The sequence below is a fragment of the Streptomyces sp. DvalAA-43 genome, assembly GCF_900091725.1.
Lineage (GTDB): Bacteria > Actinomycetota > Actinomycetes > Streptomycetales > Streptomycetaceae > Streptomyces > Streptomyces pulveraceus.
The window spans coordinates 1-21,796 of the sequence record NZ_FMBW01000043.1 but is presented as its reverse complement, the minus strand read 5'-3'; the positions used below and the strand labels follow the sequence as shown (position 1 = coordinate 21,796).

Sequence of the window (21,796 nt, the reverse complement as noted above, 5' to 3'; positions counted from 1 at the left end):
GCCCTACTCCGGCCGTGCGTACGCCCGTAGCCGCTCCTCGCGGCCCGTCAGACAACAGCTCGCACAGCGCACCGCCTCCGCGCTCGTGTAGTACAGACAGCAGGTGTTGCGCAGATAGACCAGCCGCTCCGGCCCGTCCGGCGCGCGCCGGACGCGTGCCACCTCGCCCAGCGCCGCGAGTCCGCCGGGCGCCGTGTCCGCGAACTCCCGCCAGCGGGCGGCCAGTAGATCCACCTCGGCGCCGTACGCGCACAGCGCCGTGGCACAGCCGTGGGCGATCCCGCCGCGCAACTGCCTGACCCCGGCGCGGGTACGGCGGTGCAGCGCCTCGGCGACCGGCAGTAGATGCCCGTCGAGCACCACGCGGTGGAGCAGCCGGACCGGGTCCTCCCCGGCCCGGGGCACCAGCAGCCGGGCCCTGCGCACCCGGACCCCGCCGATCCCGTGCGCGGCGGGGCGCACCAGCACATTGCCGGACCGCAGATCCGGGACCTCGTCGTACAGCGCCCAGTGGAGCACCGCGGCGGCGGTGACCCGGCCCGCGTACACCGCCATCAGGGTCAGCGCGGTCGCATGGCCGGTGCGGTGGCCGCTGCCGGCGCGCTCGCTCTCCAGCAGCGTGGACAGCTCCTCGCCCGCCGGGTCGGCCAGCCGGTCGGCCGCCAGCCACGGCCCCGCTTCGCCCGGGGGCGGTTCGCCTTCGGTGACCTGCCAGCGCGGCCCGTGCGGCAGGGGCGTCCAGGCGGGGGACGTGTCGTCGCTCATGGGAGCGGGAGGTAGACGACGTTGGGGGCGCCGGTGACCGGATGGGCGCCGATCCGGGACCGTACCCCGTAGACCTCGGCCAGCAGGTCCTCCGTCAGCACCGCGTGCGGGGAGCCGGACGCCACCACCCGTCCGGCGCTCAGGACGAACAGCCGGTCGCAGTAGGAAGCGGCCAGGTTGAGGTCGTGCAGCACCAGCAGATTGGTGGTGCCCAGCGTCCTCACCAGACCGAGGATCTCCAGCTGGTAGCGGATGTCCAGATGGTTGGTGGGCTCGTCGAGCGCCAGCAGTCCCGGCTCCTGGACCAGGGCGCGGGCGATCAGGGCCCGTTGCCGTTCCCCGCCGGACAGTTCGTCGAACCGCCGGCCGGCCAGGGCCGCCGCACCGACGCGCCGCAGCGCCTCGTCGATGCGGTGGGCGTCGTCGGCGTCGTCCTGCTCCCAGAACCGTTTGTGCGGGCTGCGGCCCATCGCCACGATCTCGCGCACGGTCAGGCCGAAGGCGCCGGGGCTGTCCTGCGGTACGACGGCGACGCGCCGGGCCCGTTCCTTCACTCCGAGGGACGCGGCGTCCGCACCGTCCAGCAGGACCCGCCCCGCCGCGGGGCGCAGGGCGCCGTACACACAGCGCAGGAAGGTGGTCTTGCCGCTGCCGTTCGGCCCGACCAGGCCGACCGTCTCGCCGGGGGCGGCGTCCAGCACGACCCCGTCGAGCAGGGTGCGGCCCGCCACCTCGTAGCTGACCCCGTCGGCGGCGAGCGCCGTCGCGGACGGTGCCGGGCTCATCCGGTGATCCCTTCGGTACGGCTGGAGCGGCGCAGCAGCCAGAGGAAGAACGGGCCGCCCACCAGGGCGGTGACCACCCCGGCGGGGATCTCCCTGGGGGCCGCCACCGTCCGCGCCAGCAGATCCGCCAGCAGCATGAAGACCGCCCCGCCGAGCGCGGTCACCGGCAGCAGCCTGCGGTGGGACGCGCCGACGATCAGCCGGGCGGCGTGCGGGATCATCAGGCCGACGAAGCCGATCGCCCCGCTGTAGGCGACCAGCACCCCGATGATCAGCGACACCAGCACGAAGACCCCGCCCCGGAACCGGCCGGGGTCCAGGCCGAGGCTACGGGCCCCTTCCTCCCCGGTCAGCAGCAGATCCAGCGGACGGGCCAGGCTGATCAGGAGCACGGCCCCGACGGCCAGGACCACGGCGGGCAGGGCCAGTTGGTCCCATCGGGCGCCGCCCAGGCCGCCCAGGGTCCAGAACATGATCTCCCGCACATGCTCGGCCCGGGAGGACAGCACCAGGATCAGGCTGGTGAACGCGGACAGCACGTACTGGATCGCCACCCCGGCCAGGATCAGCCGGCCCGTCGTCATGGTGCCGCCGCGCCGGGCCATCGCATAGACGCCGACCAGCGCGGCCATGGACCCGGTGAACGCGGCGAGGGGCAGCGCCACATCGGTGGCCGCACCGGCGCCGACCCCCAGCACGACGACCGCGGCGGCGCCCGCCGACGCCCCGGAGGAGGCGCCCAGCAGGAACGGATCGGCCAACGGGTTGCGCACCAGCGCCTGGAGCACCGCGCCCGACAGGGCCAGACCGGCACCGACGACGGCCCCGAGCAGCACCCTGGGCAGCCGTACCTCCCACACGATCGTCGGGTACGCCCCCGTGCGTTCGCCGCCCAGCACCGTGCTCAGCACCTCGCCCGGCGGAATCCGTACCGGGCCGAGCGCCAGACCGGCCACCGCCGCCGCGATCAGCAGCACCGTGAGGACGCCGATCACGACGGGCGTCGAACGCAGGACGGCCTTCGGACGGAGACCGGGCTTCGTGCGGAGGCCGGGCGTTGTCTGGCCGGTCTTCGTGCGCGGGCGGACGGAGCCGGCGCTCACCGGGTGCCGGGGTGCAGTTGCCCGGCCAGGTCCTGCACGGCGTCGGCGACCCGGACGCCGAGTACGGCCGAGGAGAGCGGGAGCACCGCGAACCTCTTGTTCTTGATCGCCGGTACGTCCGCGAGCGCCGGGTCGTTCAGCAGCCGCTTCTTCTTGGCCGCGACCGGGGTGCCGCCGTAGTCGTAGATCACGACCACCTCGGGCTTGCGCTTGATGACCTGCTCCCAGGACACGTCGCCGAAGGTGGCGTCGAGGTCCGCGAAGACGTTCCGGCCCCCGGCGAGCCGGACGATCTCGTTGCCGATGCCGTTGCCGCCCGCCGTGAACGCGGAGCTGTCGCCGGAGTCGTACACGAACACCGAGGGGTGCGAGGCGCCCTTGAGCTCCGTCTCGACCGCCGCGATCTTCCGCTGCTCCTCGGCGATCAGCTTCTTGCCGCGCTCCGGTACGCCGAAGGTCCGGGCGACCTGGGTGATCTCGGTGGCGAGCTGGTCGATCCCGACCTCGGGCTCGGTGCAGTTCTCGATGTTCAGCCGGGTGTTGATGCCGCTCTTCTGGAGTGCGGCGCGGTCCAGGCCCCTGGCCTTGTCGAAGGCGCTGCCGTACCCGCCGTAGACGAAGTCGGGGTTGGCGCCGAGCAGCACCTCCTTGGAGGGGTACTCCTTCGCGAGTACCTTGGTCGCGGCGTACGCGGACCGGTACTCCGGCTGGATGCTGTCGTCCAGATAGGCGGTCCCGGCCAGCCGGTCCTGGAGCCCGAGCGCCAGCATGATCTCGGTGGCGTGCTGGTTCATGGTGACGGCCCGCTTCGGCGGGGCATCGAAGGTCGTCTTCGTACCGCAGTTGGTGACGGTGTAGGGGAAACCGTCGGCGGCCGGTGCGGCCTCTTTCCCGCCCTCGCCGCCGGTGCCGGAGCCGCAGCCGGTGAGCGGCAGCAGGAGCAGGGGTATGAGCGCGAGGGGTACACGACGGATCCGGGGCATGGCCGAGCCTTTCCGGGGGATGTCCTCGTCCCCTGGGTCGTTCGAGAAGGCGGCGCGGCCAGTATCTGGCTTCCGGGCTGCTGCCCGGTCACAGTGGCGGGACCGTACCGGATTCACACCGGTTTCCTGACGCGCGTCGCCCGAGATTTCGGGGCCATTGTGTCAGACCTCGTATTCCGGCAGGTCCCGGGCCTCGCGCCGCCGTGTCCGTACGGCACCGCGACACCGCGCGTGCCGCGCGATCGATCATCGGTGGGCCCGCGCGGAGGACCTCTTCCCAAAGCCCGGGAAGCGGTCCAGAATCGTCGCCCACGAGTCGCGTTCGAGGCGGCGTCGTACAGGGTTCGCCGTGGCCTCATATGGAAGGATCTGCCGGAGTACGTCACTCAGGGACACCGCCACCGGATCCGCGACGACCCCATCACTGGACGTCGGCCACTCGGCGTACGAGGGGAAGCGGATCACCGGTCCGGTCGCAACCGTCCTCGCGCGGTGAAGTCGTCATCGACGCAAGGGAGTTCACCGGCCGGGCCGGACACGGCAACTACCCCCCCCCGCGCCACCTCTCCGTACCTGGACTAGGGAGCACCCGCCATGGACTTCGGACTCGTCCTCCAGACCGACCCGCCCGCCTCGGCCGTCGTCGGCCTGATGCGCCGCGCCGAACGCAACGGCTTCCGCTACGGCTGGACCTTCGACTCGACGGTGCTCTGGCAGGAACCGTTCGTCATCTACAGCCAGATCCTCGAACACACCGAACACCTCGTGGTCGGCCCCATGGTCACCAACCCGGGCACCCGCACCTGGGAGGTGACCGCCTCCACCTTCGCCACCCTCAACGACATGTACGGCAACCGCACCGTCTGCGGCATCGGACGGGGCGACTCGGCGATGCGGGTGGCCGGGCGCAGGCCCAACACCCTGGCCCGCCTCGGCGAGGCCATCGACGTGATCCGTGACCTCGCCGAGGGGCGCGAGGCGACCGTCGACGGGCAGCCGGTCCAGATCCCCTGGGTGAAGGACGGCAGACTGCCCGTCTGGATGGGTGCGTACGGCCCGAAGGCCCTGGCCCTCGCCGGGCAGAAGGCCAACGGATTCATCCTCCAGCTCGCCGACCCGTTCCTCACCGAATGGATGATCAAGGCGGTACGGGACGCGGCGGAGCAGGCGGGCCGCGACCCCGGGTCCGTGACCATCTGCGTCGCCGCCCCCGCCTACGTGGGCGACGACCTCGACCACGCCCGCGAGCAGTGCCGCTGGTTCGGCGGGATGGTCGGCAACCACGTCGCGGACCTGGTCTCCCGGTACGGCGCGCACTCCGGGCTGGTGCCCGAGGCCCTGACCACCTACATCGAGAACCGGCAGGGCTACGACTACAGCCACCACGGCCGGACCGGGAACCCCGACACCGACTTCGTGCCGGACGAGATCGTCGACCGGTTCTGTCTGCTGGGCCCCGCCGAGGCGCACATCGAGAAGCTGCGGGCCCTGCGCGATCTGGGTGTCGACCAGTTCGCCGTGTACAACATGCACGACGCGCGCGAGGCGACGATCGACACCTACGGCGCACGGATCATCCCCGCCCTGTCCGACTGACCCCTCCCACGGTCGCCCCCTCCCGCCCCACGGTCGTACACACCCCCCGCGCCCCGCCCCGCACGGCACCGCTCCCGAGCGAAGGGTCCAGCCGCCATGACCTCGACCGTTCCACCGGTCCCACCGCAGGACCGGATACCCGCCCCCTCGGGGCGCGTCGAACTCGCCCCCGGCGCCGTTCCCACCGACAACCGGTTCGTCAACGAGGACCTGTTGCCCGTACCGCTGGAACGGCGCCGGTGGACGACGTACAACTTCGCCGCGCTCTGGGTGGGCATGGCCCACAACATCCCGTCCTGGCTGCTCGCCTCCGGACTGGTCGCCCTCGGCATGGACTGGAAACAGGCCGTGTTCACCATCGCGCTGGCCAATCTGATCGTGCTCGGGCCCATGCTCCTCACCGGGCACGCCGGACCCAAGTACGGCATCCCCTTCCCGGTGCTCGCGCGCGCCTCCTTCGGGCTGCGCGGCGCCAACCTGCCCGCGCTGATCCGGGCCGCGGTGGCATGCGCCTGGTTCGGCATCCAGACCTGGATCGGGGGCGTCGGCATCTTCACGCTGCTGGGGAAGATCTTCGGCGGCTGGGCGGAGGCGTCCGCGATCGGCGGGCAGCCGTGGACGCTCTGGCTCTGCTTCGTCCTCTTCTGGGCGCTCGAACTCGCCATCATCCACCGGGGAATGGACGCGCTGCGACGCTTCGAGAACTGGGCCGCGCCGTTCGTCATCGTCGGCGCCGTCGTGCTCCTCGTCTGGGTCGCCGTCAAGGCGGGCGGCTTCGGCCCGCTGCTCGACCAGCCGTCGAAGCTCGGCTGGGGCAAGGAGTTCTGGCCGGTCTTCTTCCCCTCGCTGATGGGCATGATCGCGTTCTGGGCCACGCTCTCGCTGAACATCCCCGACTTCACCCGCTTCGGGGCCGGCCAGCGCGCCCAGATCCGGGGCCAGGTGCTCGGACTGCCGACCACGATGACGCTCTTCGCGCTGCTCTCGGTCCTGGTCACCTCCGGCTCGCAGGCCGTGTACGGCGAGGCGATCTGGGACCCGGTGCAGCTCGTGGCGCGGACCGACAACGTCTTCGGGCTGCTGTACGCCCTGGTCACGGTGCTGGTCGCGACCGTCTCCGTGAACATCGCGGCGAATGTCGTGTCACCCGCGTACGACCTGGCGAACCTCGCGCCCCGGCTCGTCGACTTCCGTACGGGCGCCCTGATCACGGGTGTCGTGGGCGTCCTGATCATGCCGTGGAAGCTCACCGAAACCCCCGAGCTGTACATCTTCACCTGGCTCGGGCTGGTCGGCGGACTGCTCGGCACGGTCGCGGGCATCCTGATCGCCGACTACTGGATCGTCCGCCGCACGGTGCTCGACCTCGCCGACCTCTACCGCCCCGGCGGCCGCTACTGGTACACCAACGGCTGGAACTGGCGGGCCGTCGTCGCGTTCGCCGTCGGCGGTGTCCTGGCGATCGGGGGCTCACACTCCGCACCCGGGGCGGGCCCGTTCCCGGCCGATGGTCTGATCCCGTTCCTCGAACCGCTCGCCGACTACGGCTGGGCGGTCGGGCTGGTCTCCTCGCTGCTGCTGTACGTGGTGCTCAGTGGCCGGTCCGGCGTCACACCGGCGCCGACGTCCGGCCCAGCAGGGCGCTGATGTCGTACGTCTGGTCCGGCGGCGGTGTGGTCGTGGGCACCGGCTTGCCGAAGGCCGAGAGGTCCACGACCGCGTTCGCCCCGTCGCCCCGGAGCGTGATCCTCAAGGGGTAGGGCTTGCCGGTGGCGGCGACGTACGTCGTTGTCGTCCGGCCGTCCCTCATCCGGGTCAGCGGCACCACCGGGGCTCCGTCGAGCGTGGTCTTCCCGGCCTTGTTCAGCGTCCCCCGGTCGTTGTTCGCATGGTCGCTGACGAGCTTCTGGAAGGTGTCCAGATCGCAGCCGGCCGCCAGGCCGCGCAGCCGCGGGTCGGAGGCCGAGCCCTTCATGTAGCGCCCCTGGAGGATCGCGGCGAAGGCCGAACCGCCGTTCGGTACCTGGCTCTTCCAGAAGTTCGCGTCCGGCCTGACCCAGACCGCGTCGCCGCGCTTCACGATCCGGACCGAGCCCTGGCCGTGGCCGAGGTCGACGGAGCCGTTGCAGTTCCCGTCCCGGTCCAGGGTGAGTTGCAGAGTCGCCGGCGGGCTGCCGCCGCCGAGGTCGCCGCGCGCGGTGAGATGCAGGGAACGGACGCTCAGGAGGGCGTCGCGCGAACGGTCCGCGATCTGCTGCGCCGAGAGCTTGTCGATGCCGTCGTCCGCCCGCGCCGCACCGCCCCCCAGGACGCTGCCGCCGGTGAGCCCCAGCACGACGACCGCCGCCCAGGCGGCCCGGCGGGTGCCGTTGTGTCGACCGGTCACGTCGCCTCCCTCGTAGGACCCGTGGGGAAGTGCCGCCGTCGGGCCCGTTCAGGTGCCGTTCGATGCCGTCCGTTACCGTCCGAAGCCGTCCGTTCGGGTGCCGTCGGACTTCTTCCGAGCGTACGCCGGGGCCGGACCGGTCGCCCGGCGGAGCGCACCCGTGCGTGCGCGGGGGTGCGCTCCGCCTTCGGCGGCCGGGCGCGTGCCCGCGCCCGGCCGTCACGGCTGCGGGGCGCTCCGCTCCAGCAGCGGTGGCAGCGCGGCGGCCAGCCGTTCCCGGAGCAGGTCCGGGCCGCTGTCCACCCAGGGGTGCGCGGCGTGGAAGGCGGACCAGTCCACCAGCCAGTCCAGCACCGCCCCGGGCGTGAACCACGGCTCGTGCGGACCCAGCACGTTGTGCAGCAGGCGGGGCGGCAGCACGGTCCGGCCGTGCTCCGCGAGCAGCACCGCGTCGTACAGGTCCTTGGCCGCCGACCGGCCCTCCGCCTCCTGGTCCTCGGCGAGCCACAGCAGCTTCCAGGCGAGCGAGAGCCCCGGACTCGCGGTGCGGACCGGCGTCGGGGGCCCGCCGTCACCGCGCGGGCAGGCCGTCCACACCGGGGCCTCGGGCAGCCGCTCGTCCTGGGCGAAGTCCATCCGCAGCTCGCCCGGTGGCAGCCCGTCCGCCTGCCAGGGGACGACCACACGCACGCCGGGTGTCTCGTACTCCCGGTACATCCACACCCCGTCCGACGTCACCCGGAGCGGATCGACGCGTATCCCCTCGGGCGGCGGCGGCCCGGCCGTCAGCGCGGCGACGACCTCCTCGGCGGGGGAGGGCGGCGGATCGATGTCGTCGGGGCCCTCGATCTCGACCCAGCGGAGCCCCTCGGGTGCGAGAACGGGCCGGGTACCGGCGGTCTCGTGGCTCTCCTCGTCCGTCCACAGCTCGGGTGCGGCCGCGCCGTGCGCCGCCTCCGGCCAGTGCTGGACCGCCTCGATCCCGGCGACGTACGGGTAGGGATCGAGGCGGTCGACGAATTCGTCCGCCGACGGGCCGGACACGATCCAGTCCAGATCGCCCGGCTCCCGTGCCGCCGCGCCCACCCACGCCTGGAGCGGCAGGCTGCCGCGCAGGACCAGCTGCTCGCCCCACGGCGACCCGGCGATCACGCGCAGCAGATGGTCCTGGACCGCGCGCCGGGCGGCCCGCCAGCGCGGGGAGAGCGCCGGGTCGTCGAACGCCGGCTCCCCGGGAGCGGGGCGGTCGGCCGCGCTCACCGCGCAGCCCCGGCCCGCTCGTCGATCCAGCCCGCGTCCAGGGCCGGATGGTCGTCGTGCACGACGAACTCCTCCTCGGTCTCCAGCACTTCGAGCCCCGCGTCGTCCAGCGCGCGCAGCAGCGCGTCGAGCCGGGCCCGCGCTCCGGGCCGCCCGATCGCACGGCAGCGCTGGGTGACGAACCGCTCGTGGCGCCCCCGCCCGTCGGTGCGGCGGGCGTTGCGCGACAGATGCGCGCTGTGCCGCTCGGCCGCGGCCCGCGCGGCGGCGAGCTCCGACGCGCCGGAGAGCAGCAGCTTGACGTGGTGCTCGAAGTGGCAGCCGGGGGGCAGCGCGGCGGCCTCCTCGGCCGTCCGGGGTATCTCCTCGTTCCACGGAGCGGCCTCGATCTTCACGCGTACGACGGGGAACCCCGCCGCGCGCAGCGCGTCCGCCCGGAGCTCCGCCGCTGTCCGCTGACGGGAGAGCGAACCCCGCCCCCGCTCGGTCAGCATGGGCTGGTCGGGCACGGCACCGCGGTCCAGGACGATGCGGCTGAGCTTCAGGCCGTGCCGCTCCGCCCAGCGCGCCAGCCGGGCGCCCTCCTCGGCCTCGTCGGCGCGGGGATCGAGGCGCACCGTCAGATGCGTCTCGAATTCGCCCTCGAACTCCGCTTCCACGTACCCCTCCAGCAGTGCTTTCGCCATCTTCTTCCACCGGGGAACGTAACAAGCGGCACTGACACTCCCCGGAGCACTGCCCGGCCGCATTCCACCGAACGGTTGAGCGGACCGCTCGCCAATCGTTACCCTCCGGTACGTTCGTTCTGGCGTACAGGCGCGCGCCGCGCACATGTCGTGCGTACGTGTCCGCCGATACGAGGAAGGCGGTCAGCCCATGTCCTCACCCAAAGCCGTGGAAACCACCGAACCGGCCGGCCCGACGGGGCTGGTCGACAGCGCACAGGAGCTGGCCGAAGGCCGTACCACCTCGGTCGAACAGGTGTCGGCGGCGCTGCGCCGCATCGAGGCGAGCCAGGGCACCCTCAACGCCTTCCGGCATCTGCGCGCCGAGGCGGCGCTCGCCGAGGCCGCCGAGGCCGACCGCCGGCTCGCGGCGGGGGAGCGGCTGCCCCTGCTCGGCGTTCCGGTCGCCGTCAAGGACGACACGGATGTCGCCGGGATGCCGACCTACTTCGGCTGCGACGGCGATCTGCCCGCCGCGACCGCGGACAGCGAGTCCGTACGGCGGCTGAGGGCGGCCGGGGCCGTGATCGTCGGCAAGACCAACTCCTGCGAGCTCGGCCAGTGGCCGTTCACCGAGGGCCGGGCCTTCGGCGCCACCCGCAACCCGTGGCACACCGGCCACACCCCCGGCGGCTCGTCCGGCGGCTCCGCGGCGGCCGTCGCGGCCGGTCTCGTACCCGCCGCGCTCGGCTCGGACGGCGCCGGCTCCGTCCGCATCCCGGCGGCCTGGACCCATCTCGTCGGCATCAAGCCCCAGCGTGGCCGGATCTCCGGCCACCCGCACACCGACGCCTTCCAGGGCCTCACCGTCAACGGACCGCTCGCCAGGACCGTCGCCGACGCCGCACTGCTGCTCGACGCGGCCGCCGGATCCCACCCCGACGACCCGCACCGGCCGCCCCCCGTCGCCGCCGCGGCCGCCGCCCGCCGCGACCCCGGCCGACTGCGCATCGCCCTCGCCTGGCGCCCCCCGCTCACCCTCACCGGCTCCGGGCCCCACCCCGAGGTGCGCCGGGCCGTCCTCGCCCTGGCCGAGGACCTCGCCCGCCTGGGGCACAACGTCGAGGAGGCCCGGCCCCGGTACGGGCTGATCGGTCTCGGCTTCGTCCCCCGCGCCACCGCCGGGATCGCCGAACTCGCCGCCCGCCACCCCGACCCCGCCCTCCTCGACCCGCGCACCCGCAGCGCGCTGCGCACCGGCACCCGGCTCGGCGGCCGGGCGGTGCGGGCGGCCCGGGAACGCGAGGTGCGCCAGCACCGCAGGATCGGCGCCTTCTTCCGCCCGCCCCGGGGCGGCGCCGGGTACGACGTACTGCTCACCCCGACGACCGCCCTGCCGCCGCCCCCGATCGGCCGGTTCGACGGGCTGAGCGCCTGGCGCACCGATCTGGCGATGACCGAGGCGTGCCCGTACGCCTGGCCGTGGAACGTACTGGGCTGGCCGGGCATCAATGTGCCGGCCGGTTTCACCGTCGACGGGCTGCCCGTCGGAGCGCAACTGCTCGGCCCGTCCCGCAGCGAGGAGCTGCTGATCTCCCTCGCCGCCCAGCTGGAGGCCGACCGGCGCTGGTACGAGCACCGGCCCCCGCCTCTGCCCGTCCGCTCCGGGCCGGAGGACGACGGGCGCTGACCGCCCCCGCGCCCGTACGCGTCCGCCGTCGGCACCGGCGGACACCGCGACCGGGCACCGGCCCGCCCCGCGCCCGTACGTGCCCGTCCGCGTCGCTCGCACCTGGGCGCGGGAGGCGGGATCATGGACAAGGAGTGGATGGGTGGTGGCCAGTATGGCGTGTGCAGGACCGCAGTCGGCGCCCGGCGCCGAGCCCCCGCAGCCCAGCACTCCCCGGCACTCCTACGACACGGCGAACGACGCGACCGCGGTGGTGGCCGGCACCGGAAAGGTTGTCGGCTGGACGCAGAGCGCGCAGGACCTGCTGGGGTACCGCGCCGCGGACGTGGTCGGACGGTCCGGCGGGTTCCTGCTCGCCATGCCCGAGGACCCGGTCCGGGTGGCGGGAATCGCCGAGCGCTGCCGCGCGGGCGTGGGGTGGCGGGGCGTCGCCGACGCGCGACGGCGCGACGGCAGCCGGATCGAGCTGGACCTCCGGGTCTCGGCCTCGTTCCACCTGGACGGCCGGGAGTGCTTCCTGGTCTCCGGACGCGAACGGCGGCCGGAGTGGACGGTCGGGCAGTCCGTGATGGACGCCTTCCTGGCCGGTTCGCCGATCGGCATCGCGGTGATGGGCCCGGACCTCCGCTACACCTGGATGAACGACACCCTGGAACGCTTCAGCGGCGTACCGCGCGAGCACCGGATGGGCCGTCGGCTGAGCGAGGTGCTCCCGGGGCTGGAGACCGAGGCACTGGAGATCCTGATGCGGGGGGTGCTGGACACCGGGATCCCCGTCATCGACTACGAGTACCTGGGCTGGACCTGGGCCGATCCCCGCCGCAAGCGCGCCTACTCCACGTCGTACCTGCCGCTGACCGACAGCGACGGCGCCGTCACCGGACTCTGCTACATGGTGCTCGACGTCACGGACCGGTGGAACGCCCAGCAGCGGCTGGCCCTGGTCAACGACGCCAGTGCCAGCATCGGCTCCACCCTGGACGTGATGCGTACGGCGCAGGAGCTGGCCGACTTCGCGGTGCCTCGGTTCGCCGACTTCGTCATCGTCGACCTGCTGGAGCCGGTCGCCAGCCCCGACGACCCCGGCCCGTGGCCCCTCGGGGTGGGGCTGTCCGGTCCGGAACTCACCCGCTCCGGCGCCGTCACCAACTCCTCCCGGCCGAGGATGCGCCGTGCCGGGATGAGCTCGGTGCGCGAGGGCTGCCCGGAGGCCGTCTGCCGGGTCGGGGATCCGGTGGACTTCCTGCCCCCGCCCCACGACCTCCGGTTCCTCGCCGAGGGCGAACCCGTCCTCATCCCGGTCCTCGACCCCGACAGCCACGTGTGGGCGGCCGAGCAGCCGGGCAGGGCGGCGAGCATCCGCGAGCACGGGCTCCACTCCCTGATCGCCGTACCCATGCGGGCCCGGGACACGGTGCTCGGCCTGACCACCTTCATCCGGTCGGTCAACCCCACCCCCTTTGAACCGGACGATGTTCTTCCGGCCCGCGAAATGGTGGTCCGGGCCGCCGTCTGCGTGGACAACGCCCGCCGCTACACCCGCGAGCACACCGCGGCGCTGACCCTTCAGCGCAGTCTGCTCCCGCACACCCTGCCGGGCGGAATGGCCCTGGACGTGGCCTCGTCCTACCTTCCGGCGGACGCCAAGGACGGTGTCGGGGGCGACTGGTTCGACGTGATCCCGCTCTCCGGCGCCCGGGTCGCCCTCGTCGTCGGCGATGTCGTCGGCCACGGCATCAGCGCCGCGGCCACCATGGGCCGGCTCCGCACCGCGGTCCACACCCTCGCCGACATGGACCTGCCGCCCGACGAGCTCCTCGCCCACCTCGACGACCTCGTCCTCCGCCTGAGCGACGAGGAGAGCGAGGGGGAGGACCGCGGCGGCACCCCCGTGCTCGGCGCCACCTGCCTGTACGCCGTGTACGACCCGGTCACCCAGCTCTGCACCATGGCGCGGGCCGGCCATCCACCACCCGTCGTCGTCACCCCGGACGGCCGCGTCAGCTTCCCCGAACTGCCCGCGGGACCCCCGCTGGGCCTGGGCGGAATGCCGTTCGAGACGGCGGAGATCTCCCTTCCGGAAGGGAGCCTGATCGGCCTCTACACCGACGGACTCATCGAGGGCCGGGACCGGGACCCCGACCTCGGCATGTCCCGGCTCGGCGGCGCCCTGGCACAGCGCGGGCTGCCGCTCGACGCCCTCTGCGCGAGCGTCGTGGACCAGCTGGTCCCGGTGCCCCAGCCCGACGACGTCGCCCTGCTGCTCGCCCGCACCCATGAGCTGAGCGCCGACCACGTCGCCTCGTGGGAGGTGCCCACCGACCCGGCCGCGGTCGCCGGGGTCCGGGCGCGGACCGCCCGGGTGCTGCGCTCCTGGGGCCTGGAGGAGCTGGAGATGACGACCGAGCTGATCGTCAGCGAGCTGGTCACCAACGCGGTGCGCTACGCCACCGGGCCGATCCGGCTCCGGCTGCTGCGCCAGTCCGTCCTGATCTGCGAGGTCTCCGACACCAGCAGTACCTCGCCGCGGCTGCGGCACGCCCGCACCACCGACGAGGGCGGCCGCGGCCTCTTCCTCGTCGCCCAGCTCACCCGCCGCTGGGGCACCCGCTACACGGCAGACGGCAAGATCATCTGGACCGAGCAGGAACTCCCGACGACGGGCGCCTGACACACCCCGGCGAACGGCTCGACAGGCGCCCGACACACCCCCGGGGAACGGCCCCCCGCCCGGCCGCCGCTCACGGCACCCGGGCGGTCCACTCCGCCGTGCCGAACTTCGTCCGCACCAGCTTCTCGGCCTGTGCCATCTCCTCGTCCGTCACCCCGCCCCGGGTGAGGCCGTACCGGGTACGGAAGGAGTCGATCATCCGCTCGATGACCGCCTCGCGCGCCAGCCCCGTCTGACGGCGCAACGGGTCGACGCGCTTCTTCGCGCTCCTGGTGCCCTTGTCGGAGAGCTTCTCCTTGCCGATCCGCAGCACCTCCAGCATCTTGTCCGCGTCGATGTCGTACGACATCGTCACGTGGTGCAGGACGGCGCCGGGGCCGCCGTCGGTGCCGACGACCCGCTTCTGCGCGGCGCCGGCGATCTTCCCGGCGTCGGTGGCGATGTCGTTGAGCGGCTGGTACCAGGCCTTGATCCCCATGTCGCCGAGGGCGCCCAGCACCCAGTCGTCGAGGTAGGCGTAGCTGTCGGCGAAGGTGAGGCCGGAGACCAGCGAATCCGGCACGGACAGCGAGTACGTGATGGTGCTCATGGGCTCCACGAACATGGCCCCGCCCCCGGAAATACGGCGTACCACGGTCATCCCGTGCCGTGCCGCCCCTTCGGGGTCCACCTCGTTGCGCAGCGACTGGAAGCTGCCGATGACCACGGCGGGCGAGGCCCATTCCCAGACCCGCAGTGTGGGAGCCCGCCGCCCGGCGGCCACCTCGGCGGTCAGGACCTCGTCCAGTGCCATGTGCAGTGCCGGGGCCTGCGCCTCGGTGTGCACCAACTGCCAGTCGTAGTCGCTCCACTCGGTCGCACGGGCCAGCGCCCGCCGCACAGCGATGCCGACGCCCTCCGCGGTCAGTCCGAACATGACGGCCGACTCCGGCAGCGCCGCCGTGATCCGGGCCGCCAGACCCGCGGCGTCCGTCGAAGCGGGGGCACCTTCCAGGGCCCCGTCGATCGAGAGGATCGCCTCGTCGGGCTCCAGGAAGAAGTCCCCGGCGACGCGTACGTTGCGCAGCACGCCTTCCTCGACGTCCAGATCTACGACGACAAGCTTGCCGTTGGGCACCTTGTACTCGCCATGCACGGCTTCGTTCCCTTCCCGGTGCGCGGCGTGGATCGTGAGCCTGTTGCTCCGATGGGGGACGGACGCGCACATACCTCGCATCGCACTGTAACGCTCGCGTGTGAGGAGCGGCCATCCGCCGGTGGGGCCGTGACGGTGCGGCAGGACCGATATCGGATCGCGTGCGGCGGCCGCCGACTGGCACGGTGTCCCCATGGAACATGCGGAAGTGCTTCTCATCGGTGGGCGGGCCGGGGTCGGCAAGACGACGGTGGGGTGGGAGATCTCGGCGCAGCTTCGTGTGGCGGCCGTTCCCCACGCGGTCATCGACGGTGACTTCATGGGATACGTGCACCCGGCGCCGGAGGGGGACCCCGACCGCTCGGAGGTCACCGAGTGCAATCTGAGGGACGTGTGGGCGAACTTCGCCCACCGCGGCTACCGCCGCCTGATCTACACGAACACCGTGAGCGTGCTGCCCGAGGCGACGGGCATGTTCGAGCGCGCCCTGGGGGAGGGGGTGCGGATCGTACGGGTGCTGCTCACCGCCACCGATGCCACCGCCCGCGAGCGGCTGCTGGGCCGGGAGCTCGGCTCGGAGCTGGAATCGGAATTCCGGGGCAGTGTCCGCAAGGCACGTCTCCTGGACGAGCGGGCTCACGCGGAGACGGTGCGCGTGGCGACGGACGGACGGCGGGTGGTGGAGATCGCGCGGGAGACGGTGGCCGCCACCGGCTGGACCGGGCCCCGTTCCTCCGACGGATCGTGAGGCGCGCGGGCGGGCCGGTCAGGAGGGTGCGGCCGCCGTCCACCTGAGGCGGGACGCCCTGCGGCGGCGCTCCGCCGCTATGCGGCGCCTGGCAGCGACACCCGGACGGTGAGTCCGCCGCCGGGGTTCGGGGTCAGGGTCAGGTCCGCGTGGTGGGCCCGGACGATGCTGGCGACGATCGCCAGTCCGAGGCCGTGGCCGCGGCGGGTGGAATCCTGCTCGGCCAGGCGCCCGCTGCCGCGCAGGAACGGTTCGGTGAGGCGGTCGACCGTGTCGGACAGGGGCGGTCCGGTGTTGCTGACGGTCAGGAGGGCGCGGCCGGGGCGTGCCGGGTCGGGGCCGGTGGTCAGGGAGAGCGAGCCGCCGGTGGGCAGGTTGTGCCGTACGGCGTTGTGGAGCAGGTTCAGGGTCAGCTGGCGCAGCAGTACGTCGTTGCCGGTGGCCGGGGCCGGGCGGGTGTCGGCGACGAGGGCGATGTTCCGTGTCCTGGCCTCCTCGCGGACGGTGTCGACGGATCCCCGGGCGGTGTCGGCGAGGTCGAGCGGCTCCATGGCGGGCGGGGTGTGATCGAGGGCGGAGAGCTGGAGCAGCGCGTCGGTGATGTCGATGCCGCGCTGGTTGGTCTCGCGGAGCCGGGAGACGAGCCGGTGGTAGTCCTGGCCTTCGGGGTCGGCGACGGCCACGTCGAGCATGGTGCGGCTGACGGCGAGCGGGGTTCGCAGCTCGTGCGAGGCGTTGGCGGCGAAGCGCTGCTGGGCGTCGAAGGACCGTTGCAGGCGGGCGAGCATGTCGTCGAAGGTGTCGGACAGCTCGGTGAACTCGTCGCGCGGGCCGGTGAGCCCGATGCGGTGGTCCAGGGAGCCGTGGGCGGCCCGGCGGGCGGCCCGGGTGATGTCCTGGAGGGGGCGCAGGACCCGGCCCGCGATGAGCCAGCCCGCGCCGAGCCCGATCAGGGCCAGGAGCAGCAGCGCGATGCCGGAGGCCTTGGCCAGGGCCTGGAGGATGTCCGGCCGGGTCGCGATGGCCGCGGCCTGCGGGTTCACGTCGGCCAGCGGGTAGTAGGGCACGAAGCGCATGGCCAGGTAGACCATGACCAGGCTGAACGCCCCGGCGACGACGACGAACAGGGCGTAGGTGAGGGTGAGCTTCATCCGGGCGGTCAGCCGCCGGGGCCGCCTGGAAGGGACCGGGCCTCCGGCCGGGTCCGTGACGGCGTTCCGGCGGTTCACCGGCCGTGTCCCGTCGGCCCGTGGTGCCCGGCCGACTCGTCGAGACGGTATCCGACGCCCGGCACTGTGACGATCGCCGAGGGTTCGCCGAGCCGTTTGCGGAGCGTGGAGATGGTGATGCGGACCGCGTTGGTGAACGGGTCGGCGTTCTCGTCCCAGGCCCGCTCCAGCAGCGTCTCCGCGCTGACGACTCCGCCCCGCGCGGTCATGAGGACTTCCAGGACGGCGAACTGCTTCCTGGTGAGCGCCACGTATCTCCCGGCACGGAAGACCTCACGCCGGAACGGGTCCAGCCGGATTCCGGCGTACTCGATGACGGGGGGCGTGCTGTCCTTGGGCCGACGGGCCAGCGAGCGGAGACGTACGACGAGCTCCTTCAGGTCGAAGGGCTTCGTCAGGTAGTCGTCGGCGCCGATCTCGAACCCGGTGACCTTCTCGTCGAGGAGGCCCGCCGCGGTCAGCATGAGCACCCGGCAGCCGAGGCGCCGCTCCACGATGATCCGGCACACGTCGTCCCCGTGCGTGCCGGGGATGTCGCGGTCGAGCACGACGATGTCGTACTCGTTCACATCGAGGCGTTCCAGGGCGGTGTCCCCGTCCCCGGCGATGTCGGAGGCGATGGCTTCGAGCCTCAGGCCCGCCTGCACCGCCTCGGCGAGATACAGCTCGTCCTCGACAATCAGCACCCGCATACGGTCTCTCCTGCTCTGCGCCTCACCCGGCCGGTCGTCGGCCCGTCCGTTCGTCCCCATGGGAACAGTCCGGGCATATCGAAAACATATCCGGAAATCGAAACGGTCCGACAACACGGCCTGCCGTTCACTCGGTCCATCAGCCCGCGGCACCCGTACCCGCCGCGCCGTACGAGATGCCCGGAGGCCACCATGCACGACGACCCGACCGCGGACCGCCCCAGAGCGGCGGCGCGCCGTTTCCCCGGCCGGGCGGCGGCAGGAGCCGGCGCGGTCGTGGTGGTGGCACTGGCGGCGGCATGGGGCATGACGGCCGGGAGCGGACCGGCCGCGCGGACCGTCGCGACGGCGGACCACGGGCCGGACGGCGGCGAAGCGTCCGCGCGGGGCAGGGCGGAGGCCACCGAGAGCGGTGACCCCCAGGAGGGAACCGAGAGCGGTGACCTGCCGGAGGGCCGTGAGCTCACCCCGTTCGACACCCGGTACCCGGCCGTCGGCCGTCTGGACGAACGGCTGCTGAAGGCGGTGCAGGAGGCGGCCCGGGACGCCCGCGACGACGGCATCGAATTCCGGGTCACCTCGGGATGGCGCAGCAGGGAACACCAGCAGCGGCTGCTGGACGAGGGGATCGAGAAGTACGGGAGCGAGGAGAAGGCGAGGCAGTTCGTGAACACCCCGCAGAAGTCGACCCATGTCTCCGGGAAGGCGGTCGACATCGGTCCCACCGATGCCGACGACTGGCTCATCCGCAACGGCTCCGACTACGGGCTGTGCCAGGTCTACAACAACGAGATGTGGCACTTCGAGCTGCTGACCGGTCGCGGTGGCACCTGTCCGGCCCCGCTGCGCGACGCGGCCGGCTGACGGGCGATGCGTTCAGCCCATGAGCCGGTGCCGCCCCCTGCCGAAGGACATGTCATGGCCGATCTGCGCGAAGACCCCTACCCGGATGTGTACGTCGGAGGCGGATTCTCCGACCCCGCCGAAGCGCCACTGCCCGGGACACCGCCCGACGGAACAACACTGCCCGACGGAACACCGACCACCGAACCCGGTCCCGGTCCCGACCGGCGCCGCGCGATGTGGCGCGCGGGCCGGATTCCGGGCGCCGTCGCGGTGGTGACGGGCCTGGTGCTGCTCTGCCACTCGTTCGTGCCCAACACACCGGGCAACCTGGGCAGCCTGCTCGAAACCCTGCTGCCCTGGACCGGTCTGGCCGTACCGGCGCTGCTCCTGGCCGCCCTGGTCCGCAGGTCCGTGCCGGCCGTCATCGCCGCACTCCTGCTCGGCGCCGTCTGGTTCGCCGTGTTCGCGCCCCTGTTCCTCGGCGGCCGCGGCGATGCCGAGCCGAACCTGACCGTGGTCACCCACAACGTCAACGCCGACAACCCCGACCCCGCCGTGACCGCCCGGACGCTGCTCGCCGCCGACCCGGACCTGGTGGCCCTGGAAGAAGTCACCGACGACGCCCTGCCCGCCTACCGGAAGGTGCTGGACCGCCGGCTCACCCACTCCGTGCACATCGGCACCGTCGCCCTGTGGAGCCGCTACCCCATCACCGAATCCCGGCGCCTCACCATCGACCCCGGCTGGAGCCGGTCGCTGCGCGCCCTGGTCCGGGGGCCGAACGGGCCCCTCGCCGTCTACGTGGTCCACCTGCCCTCGGTCCGTGTCGGAGTATCCGGCTTCACCGTCGCCCGGCGCGACGACACCCTCACCGCCCTCGACCGGTTCCTCGACCACGAACAGCAGAAGAGGGTCGTCCTCCTGGGCGACCTCAACGGCGCCACCACCGACCGTGGGCTCGCACCCCTGACGTCCCGGCTGACACCGGTCGAGGACCTGGCCGGTACCGGCTTCGGCTTCAGCTGGCCCGCTGCGTTCCCGATCGCCCGAATCGACCATATCCTCACCCGAGGCGTCACCCCCACCGATGCCTGGACCCTCCCCGCCACCGGCAGCGACCACCGGCCGATCGCCGCCGGACTCAGGGCATAGACGGCACACCGGCCCGGACGCCGCACGCCTCGGTTGCGCGGCGCCGGCCGTCCCGGCCCGTCCCCTTACCCGCGAGGTAATCGACGCCCGGTCGGCGTCCCGGCAGGCTGGGCCGTATGACACCCACCACCACGGACGCCACCCGCGCCACCGTCCAGAGGTTCCTCGCACTCCGCCTCGCCGGGGACACCGAGGGGCTCACCGCGCTCTTCGCCGACGACGTCGACTGGCTGCTCGCGGAGAACCCCGTGGTCCCATGGATCAGGCCCCGCTCCACCGCCGCCGAATGCGCAGCCCAGTTCACGGAGTTGACCGATCACACGGTGCCCGAGGAGGCCGGTGCGTCCATCGACACCGTCCTCGTCGACGGCGCCGACGCCGTGTTGATGGGGCACCTCTCGGGGACCGTGCGTGCGACGGGCAAGTCCTTCGAGGGCCCCTTCGCACTGCGCCTCACCGTCGAGGACGGCCGGATCACCCGGCACCACCTGTACGAGAACAGCCTGTCGATCGCGCGTGCGTGCACGCCCTGACGGTGTGTGCTCCCCGAATGGCGCGGGCGCCAGACGGACCGGGTGTCTCAGGCGCGGTCCCGGGGCGGCTGCCCCGCATCCGGCCCCGGGCGTCCGGCGTCGGGCCGGGTGACGGTCTCGCCGCGGATGACGCGAGGCGCCCCCGCCTCCGCCTCGGTGCCCTTCGGCTCCTTCATCGCCTTCGCCTCGGCCTTGAGGATGCGGGCCGACTTGCCCGCGGAACGGGCCAGTTCGGGAAGCCTCTTGGCCCCCAGGACCAGGATGACCACGATCAGGATGATCGCGAGCTCGCTGATACCGAACATCAGTCTTCCTCGCCCTCGTCGTTGTCGTCCTCGAAGAAGTCGCCCACCTCGTCCACGACTTCGGCGGCGACCATGCCTCCGACGACGCCGACCGCGAGCCCGGCCGCGCCCACCGCGACGGCCGTTCCCAGGCCGGGTCCGGAGCGGTGCCCGCCGTCGTGAGGGTGGTCGCCGTGGTGGCCGTGAGGCGTCTCGTGGCCGTGGTGTCCGGCGTACGGATCGCCGTGTCCGTACGCGGAGCTCTCCGCGTACGCCGACCGGTGCTCGATCAGCTGCCGGAGCCAGCCTTCGACGAGCGCCCGCCAGTCCTGGTGGTGGATGCCGTCGTGCGCGACCGTGAACCGGGTGAGTGCGTCGTGCCCGCCGGAGAGAAGTCCGCCGCGCCTGTCGGCCTCCAGGACCACCTCCATGCCGCCCGCGGTGGCGAGGAAGGTCACCTCGATCTCGTTGACCGCGTGCGCGTACTGCGGCGGCGGGGTCAGCTCGATCTCCTGGTAGAAGGGGAGTTGCTGGCCGGTGCCGCCGATGCGGCCGTACTCCAGATCCGCGGACCTGAAGCCGAATCCGAGCCGCCCGAACGCTTCGAGGATCACCTCCTGTACCGGCAGGGGGCCCACCGCGAGCTGATCGAGGTCACCCTTGTCCTTGGCCCCGGCGACGGACAGCTCCGTGCGTACGCCGAGCACGATGCCCAGGCTCTGCCCGTACAGCTCGGTGACCGGCGTCTCCCACGGCAGCGCGACCGTGAACGGCACACTGAGCTGCTCACCCTCGGCCAGCCGGAAGCTGCCGCCCACGGTGAAGCGCTCGAAGGCCACGACGTGCTCCTCCTCCCCCTCCTCGTGCTCGGCCTCCACCCGCGCGACGAGTTCCAGCGCGATGTGGTCGATGTCGAAGTCGGCGCTGCCGCCCTTGAGATGGACCTGGCCGGACAGGGGGCCGCCGGGTGCGGCCGCCCCGGTGGTGAGGACGGTGTCGACGGTGGGGCCGCCCACGCCGAGCGAGCCGAGCAGTCGTTTGAACACCATTGCGGCGTCCACTCCCTTATGTGCGTACGAGGGGTTCGGGGGGTCCGGGAACGCCGGAGGCGGCTCCCGTTCTCTACAGACGTGTAGAGCATAGGGCCGGTGACGGGGCTTCCGGAGCCGTGAGGGCCCGGTGGGCGGGAAAGTCCGAAAAGGATCGCTCAGGAGGTCCTGGCACCCGCTTGACGTGCGTGTTTTGCCGTGCTTTTACCGTACAGGGTGAGGGT

At 72.7% G+C, this 21,796-nt stretch carries 20 protein-coding genes and 1 riboswitch; of the genes, 8 read left to right on the top strand and 12 right to left on the bottom strand.

Features of this window, described 5'->3' with window-relative positions:
- Nucleotides 1–3 precede the first annotated feature (3 nt).
- From GA0115234_RS14865 to GA0115234_RS14850, 4 genes are all read right to left on the bottom strand, one after another.
- Nucleotides 4–765 (bottom strand): (2Fe-2S)-binding protein, encoded by a 762-nt coding sequence (locus GA0115234_RS14865; protein WP_093541781.1) that lies wholly within the window; start codon nucleotides 763–765, stop codon nucleotides 4–6.
- Nucleotides 762–1,550 (bottom strand): ABC transporter ATP-binding protein, encoded by a 789-nt coding sequence (locus tag GA0115234_RS14860; RefSeq protein WP_093541779.1) that lies wholly within the window; start codon nucleotides 1,548–1,550, stop codon nucleotides 762–764. Before GA0115234_RS14860 ends, GA0115234_RS14865 begins: the two co-directional genes overlap by 4 nt.
- On the bottom strand, nucleotides 1,547–2,563 hold the full coding sequence (locus tag GA0115234_RS14855) for a FecCD family ABC transporter permease (RefSeq protein WP_093542359.1): 1,017 nt from the start codon (nucleotides 2,561–2,563) through the stop codon (nucleotides 1,547–1,549). The genes GA0115234_RS14860 and GA0115234_RS14855 overlap by 4 nt, the downstream gene beginning before the upstream one ends.
- Before the next feature lie 86 nt (nucleotides 2,564–2,649).
- Nucleotides 2,650–3,636, bottom strand: coding sequence for an ABC transporter substrate-binding protein (locus GA0115234_RS14850; RefSeq protein WP_093541777.1), 987 nt, complete (start codon nucleotides 3,634–3,636; stop codon nucleotides 2,650–2,652).
- A gap of 38 nt (nucleotides 3,637–3,674) precedes the next feature.
- Nucleotides 3,675–3,795, bottom strand: a riboswitch (cobalamin riboswitch).
- A gap of 435 nt (nucleotides 3,796–4,230) precedes the next feature.
- Between GA0115234_RS14850 and GA0115234_RS14845 the strand changes: the two genes are divergently transcribed.
- Together GA0115234_RS14845 and GA0115234_RS14840 are read left to right on the top strand one after the other, a co-directional pair.
- Nucleotides 4,231–5,232: a TIGR03842 family LLM class F420-dependent oxidoreductase gene (locus GA0115234_RS14845; RefSeq protein ID WP_093541775.1), complete on the top strand. Its 1,002-nt coding sequence runs from the start codon at nucleotides 4,231–4,233 to the stop codon at nucleotides 5,230–5,232.
- Nucleotides 5,233–5,328: 96 nt separating this feature from the next.
- On the top strand, nucleotides 5,329–6,879 hold the full coding sequence (locus GA0115234_RS14840; protein WP_093541773.1) for an NCS1 family nucleobase:cation symporter-1: 1,551 nt from the start codon (nucleotides 5,329–5,331) through the stop codon (nucleotides 6,877–6,879).
- Here the strand turns inward: GA0115234_RS14840 and GA0115234_RS14835 are convergent.
- The 3 genes from GA0115234_RS14835 to GA0115234_RS14825 all read right to left on the bottom strand — a co-directional run bounded on the left by GA0115234_RS14835 (nucleotide 6,842) and on the right by GA0115234_RS14825 (nucleotide 9,564).
- A complete protein-coding gene (locus GA0115234_RS14835; RefSeq protein WP_093541771.1) occupies nucleotides 6,842–7,618 on the bottom strand; it encodes a hypothetical protein in 777 nt (258 codons plus the stop codon). The genes GA0115234_RS14840 and GA0115234_RS14835 overlap by 38 nt on opposite strands.
- Before the next feature lie 219 nt (nucleotides 7,619–7,837).
- A complete protein-coding gene (locus tag GA0115234_RS14830) occupies nucleotides 7,838–8,878 on the bottom strand; it encodes a nucleotidyl transferase AbiEii/AbiGii toxin family protein (protein WP_093541769.1) in 1,041 nt (346 codons plus the stop codon).
- Nucleotides 8,875–9,564: a hypothetical protein gene (locus GA0115234_RS14825; RefSeq protein WP_093541767.1), complete on the bottom strand. Its 690-nt coding sequence runs from the start codon at nucleotides 9,562–9,564 to the stop codon at nucleotides 8,875–8,877. The genes GA0115234_RS14830 and GA0115234_RS14825 overlap by 4 nt, the downstream gene beginning before the upstream one ends.
- Nucleotides 9,565–9,754: 190 nt before the next feature.
- On the opposite strand from GA0115234_RS14825, the gene GA0115234_RS14820 reads away from it, so the two are divergent.
- Complete coding sequence (locus tag GA0115234_RS14820) at nucleotides 9,755–11,233, top strand: amidase (RefSeq protein ID WP_093541765.1); 1,479 nt, start codon at nucleotides 9,755–9,757, stop codon at nucleotides 11,231–11,233.
- 154 nt (nucleotides 11,234–11,387) lie between these two features.
- Nucleotides 11,388–13,904 carry a SpoIIE family protein phosphatase gene (locus GA0115234_RS14815; protein ID WP_093541763.1) on the top strand — a complete coding sequence of 839 codons (2,517 nt, stop codon included), beginning with the start codon at nucleotides 11,388–11,390 and terminating at the stop codon, nucleotides 13,902–13,904.
- Between the two features lie 70 nt (nucleotides 13,905–13,974).
- Here the strand turns inward: GA0115234_RS14815 and GA0115234_RS14810 are convergent, their stop codons facing one another.
- Nucleotides 13,975–15,039 (bottom strand): lipoate--protein ligase family protein, encoded by a 1,065-nt coding sequence (locus tag GA0115234_RS14810; protein WP_093541761.1) that lies wholly within the window; start codon nucleotides 15,037–15,039, stop codon nucleotides 13,975–13,977.
- A 193-nt stretch (nucleotides 15,040–15,232) separates the two neighbouring features.
- Here GA0115234_RS14810 and GA0115234_RS14805 point away from each other — a divergent pair, with 193 nt between their 5' ends.
- The gene (locus GA0115234_RS14805; protein WP_176729171.1) at nucleotides 15,233–15,787 is read left to right on the top strand and encodes a hypothetical protein; all 555 of its coding nucleotides are present in this window, start codon (nucleotides 15,233–15,235) and stop codon (nucleotides 15,785–15,787) included.
- A gap of 77 nt (nucleotides 15,788–15,864) precedes the next feature.
- Here the strand turns inward: GA0115234_RS14805 and GA0115234_RS14800 are convergent, their stop codons facing one another.
- A complete protein-coding gene (locus tag GA0115234_RS14800) occupies nucleotides 15,865–17,016 on the bottom strand; it encodes a sensor histidine kinase (protein ID WP_256088717.1) in 1,152 nt (383 codons plus the stop codon).
- A complete protein-coding gene (locus GA0115234_RS14795) occupies nucleotides 17,013–17,708 on the bottom strand; it encodes a response regulator transcription factor (protein WP_093541756.1) in 696 nt (231 codons plus the stop codon). Before GA0115234_RS14795 ends, GA0115234_RS14800 begins: the two co-directional genes overlap by 4 nt.
- A 192-nt stretch (nucleotides 17,709–17,900) precedes the next feature.
- Between GA0115234_RS14795 and GA0115234_RS14790 the strand changes: the two genes are divergently transcribed.
- From GA0115234_RS14790 to GA0115234_RS14780, 3 genes are all read left to right on the top strand, one after another.
- Nucleotides 17,901–18,572 (top strand): M15 family metallopeptidase, encoded by a 672-nt coding sequence (locus GA0115234_RS14790; protein ID WP_093541754.1) that lies wholly within the window; start codon nucleotides 17,901–17,903, stop codon nucleotides 18,570–18,572.
- 54 nt (nucleotides 18,573–18,626) lie between these two features.
- Nucleotides 18,627–19,706, top strand: coding sequence for an endonuclease/exonuclease/phosphatase family protein (locus GA0115234_RS14785; protein WP_093541752.1), 1,080 nt, complete (start codon nucleotides 18,627–18,629; stop codon nucleotides 19,704–19,706).
- 116 nt (nucleotides 19,707–19,822) lie between these two features.
- Nucleotides 19,823–20,239, top strand: coding sequence for a nuclear transport factor 2 family protein (locus GA0115234_RS14780; protein WP_093541750.1), 417 nt, complete (start codon nucleotides 19,823–19,825; stop codon nucleotides 20,237–20,239).
- A 47-nt stretch (nucleotides 20,240–20,286) separates the two neighbouring features.
- On the opposite strand, the gene GA0115234_RS14775 is transcribed toward GA0115234_RS14780, so the two are convergent.
- Together GA0115234_RS14775 and GA0115234_RS14770 are read right to left on the bottom strand one after the other, a co-directional pair.
- Nucleotides 20,287–20,544, bottom strand: a complete 258-nt coding sequence (locus tag GA0115234_RS14775; RefSeq protein ID WP_093541748.1) for a twin-arginine translocase TatA/TatE family subunit — start codon at nucleotides 20,542–20,544, stop codon at nucleotides 20,287–20,289.
- Nucleotides 20,544–21,572: a sporulation protein gene (locus tag GA0115234_RS14770; RefSeq protein WP_093541746.1), complete on the bottom strand. Its 1,029-nt coding sequence runs from the start codon at nucleotides 21,570–21,572 to the stop codon at nucleotides 20,544–20,546. Before GA0115234_RS14770 ends, GA0115234_RS14775 begins: the two co-directional genes overlap by 1 nt.
- Nucleotides 21,573–21,796: the final 224 nt, after the last annotated feature.

Bases quoted from the DNA above. Each gene is read 5' to 3' on its own strand.
- GA0115234_RS14860 (WP_093541779.1), bottom strand. From the start codon at position 1,550: ATGAGCCCGGCACCGTCCGCGACGGCGCTCGCCGCCGACGGGGTCAGC.
- GA0115234_RS14785 (WP_093541752.1), top strand. From the start codon at position 18,627: ATGGCCGATCTGCGCGAAGACCCCTACCCGGATGTGTACGTCGGAGGC.
- GA0115234_RS14850 (WP_093541777.1), bottom strand. From the start codon at position 3,636: ATGCCCCGGATCCGTCGTGTACCCCTCGCGCTCATACCCCTGCTCCTG.
- GA0115234_RS14790 (WP_093541754.1), top strand. From the start codon at position 17,901: ATGCACGACGACCCGACCGCGGACCGCCCCAGAGCGGCGGCGCGCCGT.
- GA0115234_RS14820 (WP_093541765.1), top strand. From the start codon at position 9,755: ATGTCCTCACCCAAAGCCGTGGAAACCACCGAACCGGCCGGCCCGACG.
- GA0115234_RS14770 (WP_093541746.1), bottom strand. From the start codon at position 21,572: ATGGTGTTCAAACGACTGCTCGGCTCGCTCGGCGTGGGCGGCCCCACC.
- GA0115234_RS14825 (WP_093541767.1), bottom strand. From the start codon at position 9,564: ATGGCGAAAGCACTGCTGGAGGGGTACGTGGAAGCGGAGTTCGAGGGC.
- GA0115234_RS14865 (WP_093541781.1), bottom strand. From the start codon at position 765: ATGAGCGACGACACGTCCCCCGCCTGGACGCCCCTGCCGCACGGGCCG.
- GA0115234_RS14775 (WP_093541748.1), bottom strand. From the start codon at position 20,544: ATGTTCGGTATCAGCGAGCTCGCGATCATCCTGATCGTGGTCATCCTG.
- GA0115234_RS14845 (WP_093541775.1), top strand. From the start codon at position 4,231: ATGGACTTCGGACTCGTCCTCCAGACCGACCCGCCCGCCTCGGCCGTC.
- GA0115234_RS14805 (WP_176729171.1), top strand. From the start codon at position 15,233: ATGGAACATGCGGAAGTGCTTCTCATCGGTGGGCGGGCCGGGGTCGGC.
- GA0115234_RS14795 (WP_093541756.1), bottom strand. From the start codon at position 17,708: ATGCGGGTGCTGATTGTCGAGGACGAGCTGTATCTCGCCGAGGCGGTG.
- GA0115234_RS14780 (WP_093541750.1), top strand. From the start codon at position 19,823: ATGACACCCACCACCACGGACGCCACCCGCGCCACCGTCCAGAGGTTC.
- GA0115234_RS14840 (WP_093541773.1), top strand. From the start codon at position 5,329: ATGACCTCGACCGTTCCACCGGTCCCACCGCAGGACCGGATACCCGCC.
- GA0115234_RS14815 (WP_093541763.1), top strand. From the start codon at position 11,388: ATGGCGTGTGCAGGACCGCAGTCGGCGCCCGGCGCCGAGCCCCCGCAG.